We start from the raw sequence: 16,844 nt of genomic DNA on the forward strand, positions 1-16,844 counted from the left end.
GACGGTAACCTTAATTTCGATAAGGGTGATGCCTATTCGCAGATCGTCAAGGGTACCAGTGACTTTTTAGCCACTTATGAAGACTGGGGTGTATTTGCTCGTGCAAAGTATTGGTATGACTTTGAGCTAAAAGATGGCGACAGAGCTACGGATGCCAATGGTTATCAACGTCAATTAAGTAAGAATGGTCAAGCGAACGCGTCTGGCGGAGAAATCATGGATGCGTATATCTGGAAAGATTTCTGGTTTGGCGATACACCTCTTAACCTTCGTTTAGGTAAGCAGGTAGTCAGCTGGGGTGAAAGTACCTTTATCTTTAACGGTATTAACGTTATTAACCCAGTAGATATTGGTGCTATTCGAGCACCGGGAGCAGAAATTAAAGAAGCGCTGATTCCAGTGAACATGCTATACGGTTCACTGGGCTTAACGGATGATATTACGATTGAAGCGTTTATTCAGCTAGAGTATGAGCCTTCGCGAATTGATGATTGCGGAACCTACTTCTCTACAAATGATTATGTAGCCGATGGTTGCGGCCCTGTTTGGGGTGCTAACTTCATGACTGAAGAGTGGAACCAGGGTGGACAAACCGGCTTGCAGAGAATGTATGATGACAAGCCCGATGATACTGATCAGTTTGGTATTGCTTTACGCTGGTTTGCTGCAGATTTGAATGAAACAGAGTTTGGTTTCTACTTCTTGCAATACCATAGTCGCTTACCAATTGTTGGTGGTAGAGTCGGTACCGACGTTGATAGCGACGGTGCGATAGATAGTGATGAACAGTTTTCGACTGCTGAGTATCAAATTCAGTACCCTGAACAGATTCAAATGGTAGGTCTCAGCTTTAACACGACTGGGCCTGGTGGTATTTCATTAGGTGGTGAGTATAGCTTCAAGCATGATATGCCTTTGCAGTTCAACTCTCCAGACTTAGTGCTTGCAACGAGAGGTAACGTTGTATCGCCTATCGTTACTAGTAGAGCAACTGACAGTAACGGCGATGGAACGATAACTTCGGATGAATTAGCGCCTTTATATGGAAGTGTCCAAGCGGGTTATGACGCTTATGATGTATCGCAGATTCAGATGACCGCCATTAAGTTTGTTGATCAAATTTGGGGTGCGAGCCGTCTAGCCTTTGTTGGTGAGGTGGGTGCTACATATGTTCATAACTTACCTGATACTGATGAAATCCGCTATGGTCGGACTGATCAGTTAGGTTATGGTCAACTGACTGACGATCTCGTGGGTGAGCTAACTTGTCAAGGCGTTCTGGCCAGCTCAAACCCAACCTATACAGGTCCATGCGATGATGAGGGTTATGTTACTGGCTTCTCTTGGGGTTACCGTATGAGAACCTCATTACAATATAACGATGTTTTTGCCGGTGTGAATATGACGCCACAGGTCGCTTGGAGTCATGATGTGAAAGGTTATGCGCCAGGTCCTGGTGCTAACTTTATCGAGGGGCGTAAATCTCTTGGCTTGTCAGTCAGAGCAGATTACTTAAACCAGTACAGTGCAACCTTGGCGTATACCAATTACTTCGGTGGAGGGGTTCATAACACAATCTCCGACCGAGATAGTCTTGCGCTTAGTGTTTCGTACTCATTCTAATAACCCATTGGCTTGGTTTAACGAGGTAGTCTAAATGAAAATGATAAAAACTTTGTGTGCCATTGGTGTTGTTGCTGCAAGCTTTAGTGCGGCAAATGTCATGGCAAAAGTATCACCAGAAGAAGCGGCGAAATTAGGGAATGAATTAACGCCAATTGGTGCAGAAAAAGCAGGGAATGCAGATGGAACAATTCCTGAGTGGACGGGTGGTGTAGAAGCACCTGCTGATTATAAGGTGGGTGAACCTTATCCGGATCCTTTTGCTTCGGATCAGGTCTTGTTCACGATTACTAAAGACAATATGGCTCAGTATGCAGATAAGTTGTCTGATGGTCAGAAGAAGACCCTGGAGCGATACTCTACTTATAAAATGAAGGTGTATCCTACTCATCGTTCAGTTGGTTATATTGATAAATTCGGTGAGTATTTCAAGCATAATGCGACTAATGCTGAAATGGTTGATGACGGGAATGGCGTGCAAGGCTATAAAGGTGCAATTCCTTTCCCAATTCCAAAGAATGCTAAAGAAGTTGTTTGGAACCATATTATGCGTTCAAGAGGGGGAAGCTTTGTTCGTGACTACGTACAGGTTACACCTACTGAATCAGGAGACTTCTCACCAATTCGTTTCGTAGAACATTATTCTGAGCGATTGGAATTGACGGATGCTGCAAAGAATGGAGATAAAAACGTCTTTTGGTATTTTAAGCAGCGCGTAGCTTCACCGGCTCGTTTGGCGGGTAACGTTCTACTTATCCACGAAACAATTGACCAAGTTAAAGAACCACGTAGAGCGTGGGTATATAACGCTGGTCAGCGACGTGTTCGTCGAGCTCCTCAGGTTGCATATGATGGACCAGGAACCGCGGCGGATGGTTTGCGTACTACCGATAACTTCGATATGTACAATGGCGCGATGGATCGATATGACTGGGCTCTAGAAGGAAAGCAGGAGCTATACGTTCCTTATAATTCCTATGCGATGGATGATAAGAGTATCAAGTATGACGATATCATCAAAGCAGGTCACCTAGATCAAGAAGTGATGCGATACGAGCTGCACCGGGTGTGGAAAGTTACCGGTACCCTTAAAGCAGGGCAGCGTCATGTATATTCAAAGCGTACTTTCTATATTGATGAGGACTCTTGGGCAATCCTAGTTGCAGATCATTATGATGGTCGTGGAGAGCTATGGCGTTTTGGTGAGGCTCATAACAAGTTCTTTTATGATGTGAAAGCTCATATTACAACAGCAGAATCGTTGCACGACTTGTTGTCTGGTCGATATATTGTAGGTGGTTTAGCTAATGAGATTCCTATTCGCTATGACTACTCAAAGAGCTTTAAGAGTAAGGACTTCACGCCTGCGGCATTGCGTCGTTCAGGTAAGCGTTAAAGTTTAGCTAATTGATTGATTCAAAACCGACTACTAAGTAGTCGGTTTTTTTTTGTCAGAATTCTGAAGCTTTTCTTTGTAAAACCTGAAAAAGCTTCCTATATTTATGAAAGAAGATTACCCATAAAACCTAAATACTTATTAAACTTAAATGAGTTGAGCTGTATCTACCTGTTTCAAGGTGCGCCGAAAGGGATTTGACGTAAGGCGTGAATTGGAGCAGTAAGTTGTATTTTTTAGGTAACTAGTGCCTCGGATATAGGAGACAACCGTGTCAAAAAAGTATGGCGTCATTGTATACAATACATCAACTATCAGTGATTCAATTCGTTCCCTTCAGTTAGACTTCAAGTTAACGCATTGCCAGACCTATGAAAGCTTATTGACACACGCTGCATATAGCGATAATCAATTGCTTTTGATAGATGATATGCCCGGCAATAACTCCCATTTAGCTTTTTTAGACAAAATTAAGAGCGAATGCCCACTAGAACTTGAGTCTATGTCGGTTATTGTGCTTAGCCGCAATATGGAGCTTGATCAGCGACTTCTAGCGTGTGAGCTAGGTGCTGATGATTGTATGTCCACAGAGCTTAGTCATGATGACATGGTGACACGTATTCAGAGCACAATTTTCAATGCGATTGCTAACAAACAGCTTAAAGACCAACTTAGAGCCGCTTCAGATGTTGCAATGGCGGCTATGGCTAGCACCGGAGATCTGGGTGCCAATATCCAGTTTTTACTGGACAGCTATCAATGTCAGAACTTTGATCAGCTAGGTCAGTTATTGTTCCAAAGCCTTAATCACTATGGGATTAGTTGTAGCCTGCAAATGCGAGGTAAATACAAGGTTAAAAACATGGAAGCAAACGGCATGGAACGAACAATGGAGTCTCGCTTGTTAAGTGAGTTGAAAGATGCCGGTCGCTTTTATGATTTTGGCAACCGTACTGTGATCAATTACAACCGTGTGTCGATTCTCATTAAAAATATGCCACTTGATGATCCCGAGAAGTATGGTCAGATTAAAGATAATATTTTTGCGCTTCTACAAGGAACCGATGCAAAAATAGAGGCTTTGGATATGCAGGCCGATATTTATCTAGAGCATCAATCTCAAGAAACGCTGATACGGCGTATGGAGAGTGGTATAGAGAACCTAGGCTCTCAATATCGTGATATGACAGTCCAGATTGCTGGTGTTGTCAATCAGCTGGCTGACTCCTTCGAGCAATCGATGCAAACCTTGTTGCTCACTGATGAACAGGAAAAGATTCTCTTGGAGCGCTTGGAAACAGGAAAAAACAATGTCTACGATATCTTCGAGCACTTCTCTCATATGGATGATGACCTGTCTGCCATTCTTAAAATGTGCGCACCAGAGGAGGTCGCGGGGATCGAAGTGGGGAAGGCTTTGTGTGAAGAGGGGAATAAGGCTGGAAATGTTCGGCCCTTAAAGTCAGGGACAACGCCCTAGCTGGCTAGAAAAACTGAGCATCTATTTATTCAAGACATAAAAAAGCCAGCAACTAAGCTGGCATTTTTATGTCTTGATAGGCTTATAACCAATAAACAAAGAAGTAAAGGCCTAACCAGACGACATCAACGAAGTGCCAGTACCATGCAACGGCTTCAAATGCGAAGTGCTTATCTGAGCTGAAGTGCCCCTTCAAGCTTCTTACTAGAATAGCAATTAGCATGATAGTACCAATCGTCACGTGCATGCCATGAAAACCGGTTAACATGTAGAAGGTCGACCCGTAGATACCTGAATTAAGTGTCAGGTCTAAAGCATTGTAGGCATGGCTATATTCGTATGCCTGGAAACCAAAGAAAATCAAACCCAATAAAATTGTTGCTGCTAAACCGATGATAAGCTGGTTTTTCTTATTATGCTTTAAAGCATGATGTGCCCAGGTAAGTGTTACTCCGCTGGAAAGTAATATGACTGTATTATATAGCGGGATGCCACCAGCGCCCATAGCCTCTTTGGTTTGGATGTAAGACTCTCCTCCATCAGGAGTTGTAAGTAAGGGCCAGGACGCCTTAAAACCTTCCCATAGAAGGTTAGACGAGCCAAGGTGACCTTCACCGCTGAGCCAGGGGAGTGAGATTTCTCGAAGGTAAAATAAGGAGCCAAAAAGTGCTACAAAGAAAAATACTTCTGAGGTGATAAACCATATCATTCCTTGTCTAAAGGAAATATCTACCTGAGGGCTGTATTTACCACCCATGCTTTCGTCAATCACGTCACTAAACCAGCCATAGAAGAGATAGGCAACAATAGCTAGCCCCGTCCAAATCATATATGTACCCGCATCGACGTCATTAACCCAAAATGCGACACCGAGTACTGTAAAAAATATTCCCATTACAGCAATAATGGGCCATTGGCTGCCGTGGGGGACGTAATAACTGTCAGAACCTGCTGTGCTCATAATGTCCTCTTTATTTTAATTGTTTGTACCATTAGCTATTCAAATAGTTTGCTTGTCGCCAGCTTTATTCAAAGTCTTCTTTGAGTCGCTGACAGAGGGTAATGCGTCTTTATTAGTTTTCAGTGAGTCGTCTCTGTTTGTGTTCATAATGGTATAAGATAAAGTTACCGTTTGAATGTCTTCAGGTAGATTCGGGTCGAGAACAAACTGTAAACCCATGTCTTTTGATTCGCCTGCTTGAAGGGTTTGAGTCTCAAAGCAGAAACATTCCATTTTCTTTAAATGTTGGTTTGCTTGCCATGGTGTAACCCCAGGTATTGACTGGGTTTCAACTGGCTGCGAACTGTTGTTCTTAAAGAAATAGCTGGTACTGACTCGTTCGCCAAGCTTCACCTTCATGGTTTTCGCTTCAGGTTTGAATTCCCATGCCATATTGCCATTTATAGTCGAGTCGAATTGAACCGTTACGGTTCTTAAAGACTGACTAAGTTCTTCGCTACTTAGTTCAGAAATCTCAGAGCGCCCACTGTTACTATCGATGCTATTGATACCGGCGACATCGCATACGAGTTTGTATAACGGCACCATCGCAAAGGCAAAGCCAAACATAAGCACTGTTAACATTGCGAGCTTTAGTGCGGTTTTCTTGTTTTGTTTTACTGGTACTTCACTCATGTTATGCACCCACGGCTAAAGTTTGGCTGACGCCATAGGCGGCAATGCATAAGCTTGATATCGCAATGCCTCCAAGAATTAGCGCGGTGCGAATATTTGACTTCTTTAATGCTTGTTCGCTTTGTTGGTTCATAATCAAAACTCTTTTTGTTGTTAAGTATCTAGCCTTGGGCTCTTTGTTAAAGCACCCAAGGCCAGATTCTGGTTTTATTTGACCGTAGGAGGTGTTTCAAAGCTATGGAATGGTGGAGGAGAGGGTAGCGTCCACTCCAGGCCAGGTGTACCGATCTGAGAACCTTCCCAAGGCTGAGCTGGAGCTTTCTCGCCACCACGTATAGTTTGAATAATGATGTAGACAAAGAGTAGGTGAGATAGGCCGAAGATAAAGGCACCAATGCTCGATATCTGGTTAAACTCAATAAACTGCACGCTGTAATCAACGATACGGCGTGGCATACCCGCTAAGCCCGAAAAGTGTTGAGGGAAGAACGTCAGGTTAAAGCCGATGGTTGTCCACCAGAAAAAGATTTTACCCAGCGTTTCGTTATACATATGGCCAGTCCACTTTGGCAGCCAATAGAATACACCTGCGTAGAGCCCGAATAGTGCGCCGGGTATTAATGCGTAGTGAAAATGTGCGACCACAAAGTAGGTGTCATGGTATTGCAAATCTGCAGGTACAACCGCCAGCATGACACCTGTAGTTCCTGCAAATGAGAACATCACAATGATGGCAATGGCGAAGAGCATGGGTGTTTCAAAGGTAATAGAGCCACGCCACATCGTTAAGATAAAGTTGAACAGCATTAGGCCAACGGGGATCGAGATTAAAATTGTACCAATCATAAAGTAGTTGGTCGCGAGGACAGACATGCCAATGGTGTATTGATGGTGAGCCCATACGACCATACCCAAGACCAGCAGAATACCCATAAACCAAACTAATGGGCGGTAGCCAAACAAAGGCTTACGGCAGAATGTTGGAACAATAACACCTAAAACTCCGATAGAAGGTAGTAATAGTACATATACTTCCGGGTGACCAAAGAACCAGAATAAATGCTGGAATAACACAGGGTCGCCGCCGCCAGCAGCGTCGAAGAAACTGGTACCGAAGTGACGGTCAAACAAAAGCATGGTTACGCCGCCAGCAAGTGCTGGCATGATCATAATCAATAGAATTGCTGTAAATAGCCATGCCCAGACAAACAAGGGTAGTTTCATCATATCAAGGCCGGGAGCGCGCATATTCAATACCGTTGTAACGATATTGATGGCAGCGAGTATCGATGATATGCCTAATACATGAAGAGTAAAGATCAGCAGATCCATCCCCATTCCCGCTTGAACAGATAAGGGAGGGTACAAGGTCCAGCCTGTATTGACGGGGGCGCCGCCACCGAAAAACGGTACGATGACTGACAAAATAAGCAGGGCAGCCCCGGCGGGTAATAGCCAGAAACTCAAGTTATTTAAGCGTGGCAATGCCATATCTGGCGCACCGATTTGAAGTGGGATCATCCAATTCGCCATACCAGCTGCGGCAGGCATGACAACACCAAAGACCATAATCAAGGCATGTGTAGTGACCATGTTATTGAAAAGGTCAGGCTCCAAAAACTGCAAGCCAGGAAAGTACAACTCTGCTCTAATGAGCATTGCCATACCACCACCCAAAAATAACATAATGAGAGAAAACACCAGGTACATGGTACCAATATCTTTATGGTTAGTGCTGAATAACCAGCGGCCTATACCCTTCGGTGGCTCATTGTGGTGATCATGATCGGCGCTTGAAACGTCCTGATTTTGTTCATCAATTGTAATAGTAGAACTCATTGATTATCTCCTCCTAGCGCGCCGCTTTGACATCAGCTGGTTGCACAACATCACCTGTGTTATTACCCCAGGCATTTCTTTCGTAGGTTACGATTGCTGCCACTTCCAGGTCATTCAACTGAGCGCCCCAAGCAGCCATGGCTGTACCCGATACACCCTTGATTACGACTTCAAGATGTTTAGCGGGGTCGCCTTTGGCAATTTCGCTACCAGCCAGCGCTGGAAATGCGGGGGGAACACCAGAGCCATCGACTTGGTGGCAGGCTCCGCAGTTGGTGTTGTAGAGGGACTCGCCCCGAGCCATTAATTCTTGCATTGGCCAGACAGTGTCTGAAGAAGCTTCCTTCTCTTTCGCTATCTTGATTTCCTTTTGCTTTGTCATCCATGAATCAAACTCGCTACCGGCAATCGCTTCAACTTGAATGGGCATGAAAGCGTGCCCCGTACCACAGTTTTCGGCACATTGGCCGTGATACGTGCCAGCCTTCTCGATAATAGTCCAGGTTTCGTTGATATAGCCGGGAATGGAGTCTTTCTTAACCGCAATTGCCGGAACCCACCAAGCGTGAAGAACATCGGTTGCGGTATGAAGGAAACGAATTCGTCGGTCAGTAGGTAGGTAGAGAGGGTTATCCACCATTCTTAAATAGCGATCACCAGCTTGTTCCTCAGGCAGTAGGTTACTGACGATCTTAATATCGTCTTCCATGTACTCGTATGTCCACTTCCATTGGGAACCTGTCACTTTAATTGTCAGGTCTGCTGGGGTCTTATCTTCAATTAAGTCAAAGGTAGAGCTTGCGCTGCCAGCAATACTTAAATCAATAGCGAGTACAATAATCGGCACCAGAATCCAGGACCATGTGCCAAACTTGCTGTTATGAAATTCTTGGTCGGCTTCGTAATTTTTCGACTTTCTGAATTTGAATATGGAGTAAAAGATGACGACGGTGACGAGGATCATAATGATCAGTGCGATGTAGGCCGTCATCATATGGAGGTCAAATACTTCCCGTGTTACAGGAGAGACTGGCTCAGGAAGGTTAAGAGCGTATTCAGAAAATACATTCCTGGAGGCAAGCAAAAGACTTGGCATGGCAATAAGCATGCTGAGCTTGCGTAAACGATTTGGCATCCGTTGATCCTCATCAAAGGCATACCAGATTCTGAGTCGAAGTGAATTTGCCGAACTTTATTCGTTAAGGGGCATAATCACGTCTTTAACCGTTGTGTGGCAAATCAAGATGTCAAAAATATCTAGTTATTATTTTCAATCTGGCCTGTTCTATTTATGTAATGCGGAACATTTTTAGAGGCCGACAACATTGCTACTACTTAAAAAATAAAACGATAACCTAGTTACTTAAAGTATCTGAAACCAATAAGGTTATTCCAGAATTTGGCTATGGTTTGTTTTAATGATGAAATCGAGAAGCAGGGTTTATAGCAATCTGCTTAGTCAGAAGCAGCTCTATAAGAAGCACGGCTTACGTTTCATCCCCTTTATTATATTTGTTAGTGATTCTTTCTAAGTCGTGTAACACTTTTATGCTTGTTTAAGCATAGTAGGAAACTTTTATTTTGTACTAATTATTTAGTCTCCATGGCTGCACATTATTTACTGTTCTTAGTGAGAGATGCAAGCCTAATCTTTGAACAGTGAATAAAATGCGACTTATGCCATTAAATAACTGGATTCGGTGTGATAACGGCCTTTTTTACACTGACCCCAATTATTTGATAGGATCCTGAGCGACACAATAAATATAATAATGAGGGATTATGACGGCATTAAACACTTCTATGGTAATGCAACTTTCTCTAGTTGCTGCCGCTCAGAAAACGATTGTTAAAAAATGGCTCGGGCTGGCTGTCGCTTCTTTGCTAGGCGCAGGGGTATTTTCTTTGCTGCTTGTTTTGTCTCGAACGCCAGGCGTACAAGACTTTATTCCCTGGGTGGACTTTTTCCATGTTGCACTGGTTGTGCACGTTGACCTTTCTGTATTGATTTGGTTTCTATCAATGGCGGGAGTTTTCTGGACTAGCAGCAACCCGGCTAGTGGTGGCTTGTTGGACCAGTGGGCGTGGAACTTTGCTGCGCTTGGTGCCTTGATTATGGTCGCTTGTCCATTTTTTGGAGTAGGGGAGCCTTTGATGAATAACTATGTTCCTGTGCTTCAACACCCAGCATTCTACCTGGCTTTATGTGTTTTTGGTTTTGGCATTCTGCTGTTATTAGTAGCTCGCTTATTGACTATACCTCAAGGCTTTAATAGTGGTGAGTCGGTACTGAGCTGGGCATCGTATTTAGCCGCTATTCCTGCTCTATTAAGTATTATTGCGTTAGTGGCTAGTTATCTGGGCATATCAGTTGAATATAGTGGTGAATATTATTTCGAATTACTGTTCTGGGGTGGTGGGCACACTTTACAGTTCACGCATACCTTGCTTTTACTTGTTGCCTGGTTATGGCTTGCAAGTGCATGTGGTGCTCGTTTTAGCTATAAGCCTGGGCTACTTTTGGCTTTGTCAGCATTGGTTATATTGCCTGTACTTATGGTGCCTTGGCTGTATGCTTCAAGCGAAATTGATTCGCTAGGGCATCGTTTAGGTTTTACTAAATTAATGCAATACGGTGGCTTGGCAAGTATGCCGCTTGGCATTATCGCAGTTTATCAACTGTTTCTGTTGATTAAACGAGGCAGGATTGAGGCATCTTCAAAGCCATTAAAGTCAGCAATGATAGCTTCGTTTATTTTGTTTTCGGCAGGCGGCATCATTGGCTTTTTGATCGAAGGTGTGAATGTAGTTATACCTGCGCATTACCATGGTTCGATTGTCGGAGTAACGCTTTCCTTTATGGGTATTGCTTATCTGCTCATGCCTAAGCTGGGTTTAGGTACCCCAGATACTCGCCTAGCGGCAATTCAACCTTATGTTTATGGTGGTGGCCAGTTGATGCATATATTGGGTCTCGCGTGGTCAGGTGGTTATGGTGTGCAACGTAAGACTGCAGGAGCAGCTCAAGGTTTAGATCGTTTACCTGAAATTATAGGGATGGGAATGATGGGCTTGGGTGGTTTGATCTCTACCATCGGAGGCTTGCTGTTTTTGATCGTGATTATCAAGGCATGGCGGCGACGAACAGAGTTTGAACCTGGTAGCTAGCCGCCTATAGCCGTTTACAAAAACTCTTTGAAGCGACGAGATATAATGCTCATCACGATAGCGGCCAGGCGCGCATAGATATCGCTGAGATAAGCTTTGTTGGGCAGTTCATCTTCAAGTGTTTTTTGGACTGTTTCAAATTTTGAATAACCTTCTTTGGGTTTCTCCAAAGACTTCATTACTTTAGCCATGACTTGAGGAGATTGCTCAGAACCCATATCTTTCATAATTTCATGAGCATGAAACTCAAGTTCTTCAAGTGACATGGCCTTCAAGTGAGAAACCAGTTCAGCTTCTTTTAGCGAAATGACCTGATGCGTTTGTAGCGTGGCTTTCGTGGTGTTGTGTGTCATATCGCGTTGTCTCAAGTAGGGTCTAAAGTTTAATGATAGATTGGAACTTTCCGGCGTCATTGATAGAAATAACAAAGCTCCCTTCAATGCCGTGGTGTGTCACATATTTACTCAGGATAGCGGCCGGAAACTGAATGGATCGGCCATCTCTGCTGATTGCATAGACGATATTGGCTTCACCCCTATAGATTCGCAGCCATTCCTCTTTATCAATGGAAAGGTCGACGATAATTTCTTGCATAGTTTGAACTCTATTTCTTTCTTTATGCTGGCTTATACATGTTTTACGAACCAGTAGTCCTGCCAAAAACGTAAGACCTTTGAAGGGTACTTAGTTTTACCTAAACTGCCATTGTATCGCGCAAGGGCTCTGATCAGGTTGCCTTTCTCTTTATTCAGGTAATGCTTCAGGATTGTACAGCCATACCGGAGGTTGGTTGAAACGGTCGTGAGGTTGTCGTCCGGGCGACCAATCTCATTCTTCCAAAAAGGCATAACTTGCATGAGTCCTTGTGCACCCACTCTGGAGATAGCAAAGCGCTTAAATGCGCTTTCAACATGGATCACTGATAGTACTAACTCGGGTTCCAGGCCCGCTCGTTTCGCTTCAGAGTGAACGCGCTTTAACAGCGACAAACGTTCCTCTGGGTCTTTGATGTAGCGCTTAAGTCGGCTGGACATATCGACCAGCCAAACTTCAGCATCAAAGCGGTCAACAAAACTACTGGACTCATTGACCGTTTGCATAAGGAGCTTACGCAGCTCATCATCTGGAGCCTGGCGTAAGCTGGCCTGTTCAGCGCTAACTGAAGACGCGAAAGACAGAGAAATAACCAGCACGAATAAGAGCTGATAAAGACCTTGTGGAGTCATCGCTCTCATCGACAAACCCTAAGCAATAGTGAAGCCAAGCTTATCTGCTAGTAAGGCCATGATGTCATCGATAGCAACATCCTGCTTATCGCTGTCATTTCTGCCTTTGTATTCTAGTGTGCCAGCCTTGATGCCTCGGTCACTAATAACAACTCGGTGAGGAATACCAATCAGCTCAATGTCAGCAAACTTGGAACCTGGACGCTCATTTCGGTCATCCATGAGTACATCAACACCTAGGTCAACAAGCTGCTGATAGATCTCTTCAGTCTTATTGGCAACAGGCTCAGACTTATGACCATTGAGTGGGATGAGCGCGATTTGGAAAGGCGCTATCGATTCAGGCCAGATAATGCCATTGTCATCGTTATTTTGTTCAATAGCTGCCGCGACAATACGCGATACACCGATGCCGTAACAGCCCATCTCCATAATGGTGGCTTTGCCATTTTCGTTTAATACCGAGGCATTCATTGCGGAACTGTATTTGTTGCCCAACTTAAAGATATGACCGACTTCGATACCGCGTTTGATTTCGAGTGTACCTTTGCCGTCAGGGCTGGTATCACCTTCAAGAACGTTACGCAGGTCAACGACTTCACCTAGTTCAAGATCTCTTTGCCAATTGACGTCTGTTAAATGAACGCCATCTTTATTCGCGCCACAAGTGAAGTCTGAACACAGTGCAGCGGTGCGATCGACAAATACAGTGATGTCTTTTAGTCCGACCGGGCCAATGGAACCTATATTCGCTCCCGTTGCGGCTTTCACCTGTTCTTCATTTGCGAACACTAAGGGAGAGGCGACGCCTTCAAGTTTTTCAGCTTTGATTTCGTTCAAACTGTGGTCGCCCCTTAATACCAGCGCTACCAAGGGTGCATTGCCGTCTTCATCTTCTTCGCCAAGAACCAGTAAGGTTTTGATAACCGAGCTAGCGGGAACAGATAAGAAAGAAGTGACCTCTTCAATGGTTTTCTGTTCAGGCGTAGCGACTTCTTCCATGGCTTTGCTTGGTGCTGCTAGCTCACCTTCAGGTGCGAGGGCTTCAGCCAGCTCAATATTGGCTGCATAGTTACTTTCTGTGCTGAAAGCGATATCGTCTTCACCTGAATCGGCCAGCACATGGAATTCATGTGAAGCATTGCCGCCGATGCTGCCTGAGTCAGCCTGCACAGCGCGGAAGTCTAGACCAAGACGCGTAAATATATTGGTGTAGGTGTCGTACATGAGTTCATAGGTCTCGTCCAGAGAATCCTGAGTCGCATGGAAAGAGTAGGCATCTTTCATTAAAAACTCACGGGCACGCATCACACCAAAGCGCGGGCGGCGCTCGTCTCTAAATTTTGTCTGGATCTGATAAAAGTTTGCCGGTAATTGCTTATAGCTGCTCAGTTCATTGCGAGCCAGGTCGGTGATCACTTCTTCATGCGTAGGGCCGAGGCAAAAGTCTCGTTGGTGACGATCTTTGATACGCAATAACTCACCGCCATATTGCTGCCAGCGACCAGACTCTTCCCAAAGTTCTGCAGGCTGAACAACAGGCATAGAAAGTTCTTGTCCGCCAGCCTTATCCATTTCCTCACGAACAATCGCTTCTACTTTACGTAGCACTCTTAAACCCATGGGCATCCAGTTGTATAAACCTGATGCGAGTTTACGAATCAAGCCTGCACGAAGCATTAGCTGATGGCTGATGACTTCAGCGTCAGCTGGAGTTTCTTTTTGAGTAGCGATTAAAAAACGACTTGCGCGCATGAGGCAATGATTTCCTTTGAGTGTAAAAATATAATGGCGTATTTTAAATAGCTAAGTGCTGATCGTATAGTCCTGAATCAAATAATTAATACAATCTTGGAGTAGAACATGACATTACAGGCCGCAGATGTGCAAGCCCGCATAAGAGAGTGGGTGCCAATGGCTGAGGATATCGACTTGAAAATCGAGGAGATCAAGCCCGGCTACGCGCGGATTCGAATTCCTTTTCAAGATAAATGTATTCGGCCGGGTGGCACGGTATCGGGCCCGGTTATGATGACCGCAGGTGATACGGCGATGTATGCTGCGATACTTGGAAGCCTGGGCGAGGTCGCGATGGCGGTAACCAGTAACCTGAATATTAATTTTCTTCAGCGGCCTGAACAGCGCGACTTGATCGCAGAAGGAAAGATATTGAAGTTGGGTAAGCGTATAGCATTTTGTGAAGTTTCGATCCGAAGCGAAGGGGCTGAGGATGTTGTGGCGCATGTGACCGGCAGCTATTCTTTGCCTCCGGTGTGATGAATAATACAAACTTGTAGACAGAGCCTTCCATGGCTCGCTAGCGGGTTAACGCGGGGCAGGTTCCAGTGAGGAGTGACACCCTCTATCTACGGAAATGATTATTTATTCGAAAATTACAATGGGCAGGCTCTGCCAGCAGGTTTTTGTTGCCGTCTTTTTTGTGTGAGAGCGCTACGCTTCAATCAACTTAATGATTCCTAAAAATAACTTACTGGTGGCGGCAACTAGCTCTTTTCGTTCCGTTTTATAATCACTCACTAACCAGTTTGTCGCTGCCTGGCGCATTGCTCCTACTAAGGATATAGCCATGATGTCCTGTTGGGCACGATCAATCGTCATATCGGGAAAAGCCTTATTTGCCATTACTCTTAAAATTTCTGCAAAGCCATTGATGTAATGATAGTAAAGCGTATTAACTTCTGGGCTAATGCCTTCTAATTCGACCATGCATATTCGAGCGATATTAGGGTCTTCAAGAATTTCAAAGTACTTATCTAAACCCGCAATAATGGCAGCCTTTGGGTCAGAGTCTTGATAGCCCACAACGATGGCTTGAACAATTTCTTTACTGAGCAGGGTCATACAGTCTTCATAGACCGCCAGTAATAAATTTTCTAGACCTGAATAGGATTCGTAAAAATAGCGATCAGTTAACTTGGCTTCTTTGCATAAGCTCCTGACAGTTGAATTTCTAAAGCCGCAACATCCAAATAGTCTTAAGCCCGCATCTAAAAATTGTTGTTTTCTAAGTTTTTTCCGCTCAGCTAAAGATACCCCGCCATAGGTCCGTTCGGTCTTTTTATTTTCTTTAGAAGGTTCAGCAGAGGGCATTGGCGTTTTATTTCGTCCTGATTGAAGTGATTTTTAGTCCGGGTTGAGCCGTCTATTCTGCCGTGATTTGAAGTCGGATGTAAAGCGTGACCGTCAGTCAAAAAATATTTGACTACACCTGTAGTCAGAATATATGATGTTTTGAAGTTGCTTGTCGTCACAATTTATATCTCGTTAATCTTCGACTATGATGATGGCAAGCGCTAGACAATAAACATAAAAATTCAGTGAGCAAGGCAAGGTCTTGTGAGCGACTGGAGTGCTAAATGAAACAAGATTACCAAGTCATTATTATCGGTAGCGGATTCGGCGGACAGCTGGCAGCCATGAACCTAATCAAACGTGGCATTCAGGATTTTCTGATTCTGGAGCGGCGCGAATTTGTCGGTGGTACCTGGAGCCAAAATACCTACCCAGGCGCAGCCGTCGATGTTCCTTCTCCTTTGTATTCGATATCTTCAGAGCCTTACAATTGGTCGCAAATGTTCGCTGAACAAGACGAGCTAAGAGAGTACACCGAGCACATCATTTCCAAGCACGCTTTGGATAAGAAAATTGCGGCAGGCTCCAATGTGTCGAAGATTGAATGGCAGGAAGCAGAGCAGCGCTGGCAAATTGATATTGAAGGCAAAGATGCTTATCACGCTCAATTTGTTATTAATGCTTCAGGGCCACTTAGTACACCAGTGATTCCAGATTTTCCTGGAAAAGATACATTTAAGGGTAAGTCCTTTCACAGTAATAACTGGGATCATAACTATGACCATAAAGGCAAGCGAGTTGCAGTGATAGGTAGTGGTGCCAGTGCCGCACAAATAATCCCTGCGATCGCTCCGGAAGTTGAACACCTTGATGTGCTTCAACGTACCCCTCATTGGGTAATGCCTCGAAATGATTATAAATTTAAAGGCTGGCAACGTAAGTTGCTTAGTAAGAGTTGGGCCTACTTTGCTTTACGTTTCTTGATCTACTGGTGGTATGAATTCCGTGTTATTGGCTTTAAATATTCAGATTTGGCATTGAAGGTCTTGGCGAAGAACAAAGCTGAAAAGCATATTCGCAAACAGATCAAAGACCCGGACTTACAACGAAAAGTGACTCCCGACTTCACCATAGGCTGTAAGCGGGTAATTTTATCAGACACGCTTTACCCAGCTTATTGTCGAGATAATGTCACCTTATTCGATAAGAATAATGGCATAAAAGAAATCACCGAGAAGGGTATTGTGACTCAGGACGGTGTCGAGCACGAGCTGGATTTGATTGTCTACTCAACCGGTTATGATGCTACTGATGGCGTGATCTCATATCCGGTGGTGGGTAAAGGCGGTAAGACCTTAGCTCAGGCATGGAGTGACTTCCCCA

Annotated in this window: 16 protein-coding genes; 6 read left to right on the forward strand and 10 right to left on the reverse strand. The window is 44.4% G+C overall.

Annotated elements, in window-relative coordinates; all coding sequences use genetic code 11:
- From A3761_RS15505 to A3761_RS15515, 3 genes are all read left to right on the forward strand, one after another.
- Window positions 1-1,623 (forward strand): DUF1302 domain-containing protein (locus tag A3761_RS15505; protein ID WP_068750451.1); only part of this gene is annotated, 1,623 nt, incomplete at its 5' end.
- A gap of 34 nt (window positions 1,624-1,657) precedes the next feature.
- A complete protein-coding gene (locus tag A3761_RS15510; protein ID WP_068553388.1) occupies window positions 1,658-3,019 on the forward strand; it encodes a DUF1329 domain-containing protein in 1,362 nt (453 codons plus the stop codon).
- 271 nt (window positions 3,020-3,290) lie between these two features.
- Entirely contained in the window at window positions 3,291-4,499 is a 1,209-nt protein-coding gene (locus A3761_RS15515) for a hypothetical protein (protein ID WP_068515583.1), read from the forward strand.
- Between the two features lie 82 nt (window positions 4,500-4,581).
- Here the strand turns inward: A3761_RS15515 and A3761_RS15520 are convergent, their stop codons facing one another.
- From A3761_RS15520 to coxB, 5 genes are all read right to left on the reverse strand, one after another.
- On the reverse strand, window positions 4,582-5,460 hold the full coding sequence (locus A3761_RS15520) for a cytochrome c oxidase subunit 3 (protein WP_068515580.1): 879 nt from the start codon (window positions 5,458-5,460) through the stop codon (window positions 4,582-4,584).
- A 39-nt stretch (window positions 5,461-5,499) separates the two neighbouring features.
- Entirely contained in the window at window positions 5,500-6,135 is a 636-nt protein-coding gene (locus A3761_RS15525; protein ID WP_068515577.1) for a cytochrome c oxidase assembly protein, read from the reverse strand.
- A gap of 1 nt (window position 6,136) precedes the next feature.
- A complete protein-coding gene (locus tag A3761_RS28785) occupies window positions 6,137-6,268 on the reverse strand; it encodes a hypothetical protein (protein WP_255374912.1) in 132 nt (43 codons plus the stop codon).
- Between the two features lie 74 nt (window positions 6,269-6,342).
- Window positions 6,343-7,974 (reverse strand): cytochrome c oxidase subunit 1, encoded by a 1,632-nt coding sequence (locus tag A3761_RS15530; protein WP_068515574.1) that lies wholly within the window; start codon window positions 7,972-7,974, stop codon window positions 6,343-6,345.
- Between the two features lie 13 nt (window positions 7,975-7,987).
- The gene (gene coxB, locus A3761_RS15535; protein ID WP_082865175.1) at window positions 7,988-9,109 is read right to left on the reverse strand and encodes a cytochrome c oxidase subunit II; all 1,122 of its coding nucleotides are present in this window, start codon (window positions 9,107-9,109) and stop codon (window positions 7,988-7,990) included.
- A gap of 647 nt (window positions 9,110-9,756) precedes the next feature.
- On the opposite strand from coxB, the gene A3761_RS15540 reads away from it, so the two are divergent.
- Complete coding sequence (locus A3761_RS15540; protein ID WP_068515568.1) at window positions 9,757-11,142, forward strand: cbb3-type cytochrome c oxidase subunit I; 1,386 nt, start codon at window positions 9,757-9,759, stop codon at window positions 11,140-11,142.
- A 14-nt stretch (window positions 11,143-11,156) separates the two neighbouring features.
- Here the strand turns inward: A3761_RS15540 and A3761_RS15545 are convergent, their stop codons facing one another.
- From A3761_RS15545 to A3761_RS15560, 4 genes are read right to left on the reverse strand one after another with little or no spacing between them, the layout of a single operon-like run.
- On the reverse strand, window positions 11,157-11,495 hold the full coding sequence (locus A3761_RS15545; protein ID WP_068515566.1) for a hypothetical protein: 339 nt from the start codon (window positions 11,493-11,495) through the stop codon (window positions 11,157-11,159).
- Between the two features lie 22 nt (window positions 11,496-11,517).
- Complete coding sequence (locus A3761_RS15550; protein ID WP_068515563.1) at window positions 11,518-11,736, reverse strand: DUF2835 domain-containing protein; 219 nt, start codon at window positions 11,734-11,736, stop codon at window positions 11,518-11,520.
- A gap of 32 nt (window positions 11,737-11,768) precedes the next feature.
- Complete coding sequence (locus A3761_RS15555; RefSeq protein WP_197470029.1) at window positions 11,769-12,368, reverse strand: lytic transglycosylase domain-containing protein; 600 nt, start codon at window positions 12,366-12,368, stop codon at window positions 11,769-11,771.
- A gap of 18 nt (window positions 12,369-12,386) precedes the next feature.
- Window positions 12,387-14,123, reverse strand: coding sequence for a proline--tRNA ligase (locus A3761_RS15560; RefSeq protein WP_068515560.1), 1,737 nt, complete (start codon window positions 14,121-14,123; stop codon window positions 12,387-12,389).
- A 108-nt stretch (window positions 14,124-14,231) separates the two neighbouring features.
- Between A3761_RS15560 and A3761_RS15565 the strand changes: the two genes are divergently transcribed.
- A complete protein-coding gene (locus A3761_RS15565; protein WP_068515557.1) occupies window positions 14,232-14,645 on the forward strand; it encodes a PaaI family thioesterase in 414 nt (137 codons plus the stop codon).
- Window positions 14,646-14,819: 174 nt separating this feature from the next.
- Here the strand turns inward: A3761_RS15565 and A3761_RS15570 are convergent, their stop codons facing one another.
- Complete coding sequence (locus tag A3761_RS15570) at window positions 14,820-15,479, reverse strand: TetR/AcrR family transcriptional regulator (RefSeq protein WP_068515554.1); 660 nt, start codon at window positions 15,477-15,479, stop codon at window positions 14,820-14,822.
- Between the two features lie 266 nt (window positions 15,480-15,745).
- Between A3761_RS15570 and A3761_RS15575 the strand changes: the two genes are divergently transcribed.
- Window positions 15,746-16,844, forward strand: a 1,099-nt coding sequence (locus A3761_RS15575; RefSeq protein ID WP_068750453.1) for an NAD(P)/FAD-dependent oxidoreductase, incomplete at its 3' end; no start/stop codon positions are given.

The sequence above is a fragment of the Oleiphilus sp. HI0123 genome (genome assembly GCF_001635315.1).

What these genes read in the sequence shown, in the direction of transcription:
- A3761_RS15565 (WP_068515557.1), top strand. Translation starts at nt 14,232, where the DNA reads ATGACATTACAGGCCGCAGATGTGCAAGCCCGCATAAGAGAGTGGGTG.
- A3761_RS15560 (WP_068515560.1), bottom strand. Translation starts at nt 14,123, where the DNA reads ATGCGCGCAAGTCGTTTTTTAATCGCTACTCAAAAAGAAACTCCAGCT.
- A3761_RS15520 (WP_068515580.1), bottom strand. Translation starts at nt 5,460, where the DNA reads ATGAGCACAGCAGGTTCTGACAGTTATTACGTCCCCCACGGCAGCCAA.
- coxB (WP_082865175.1), bottom strand. Translation starts at nt 9,109, where the DNA reads ATGCCAAATCGTTTACGCAAGCTCAGCATGCTTATTGCCATGCCAAGT.
- A3761_RS15550 (WP_068515563.1), bottom strand. Translation starts at nt 11,736, where the DNA reads ATGCAAGAAATTATCGTCGACCTTTCCATTGATAAAGAGGAATGGCTG.
- A3761_RS15510 (WP_068553388.1), top strand. Translation starts at nt 1,658, where the DNA reads ATGAAAATGATAAAAACTTTGTGTGCCATTGGTGTTGTTGCTGCAAGC.
- A3761_RS15525 (WP_068515577.1), bottom strand. Translation starts at nt 6,135, where the DNA reads ATGAGTGAAGTACCAGTAAAACAAAACAAGAAAACCGCACTAAAGCTC.
- A3761_RS15555 (WP_197470029.1), bottom strand. Translation starts at nt 12,368, where the DNA reads ATGACTCCACAAGGTCTTTATCAGCTCTTATTCGTGCTGGTTATTTCT.
- A3761_RS15545 (WP_068515566.1), bottom strand. Translation starts at nt 11,495, where the DNA reads ATGACACACAACACCACGAAAGCCACGCTACAAACGCATCAGGTCATT.
- A3761_RS28785 (WP_255374912.1), bottom strand. Translation starts at nt 6,268, where the DNA reads ATGAACCAACAAAGCGAACAAGCATTAAAGAAGTCAAATATTCGCACC.
- A3761_RS15570 (WP_068515554.1), bottom strand. Translation starts at nt 15,479, where the DNA reads ATGCCCTCTGCTGAACCTTCTAAAGAAAATAAAAAGACCGAACGGACC.
- A3761_RS15530 (WP_068515574.1), bottom strand. Translation starts at nt 7,974, where the DNA reads ATGAGTTCTACTATTACAATTGATGAACAAAATCAGGACGTTTCAAGC.
- A3761_RS15540 (WP_068515568.1), top strand. Translation starts at nt 9,757, where the DNA reads ATGACGGCATTAAACACTTCTATGGTAATGCAACTTTCTCTAGTTGCT.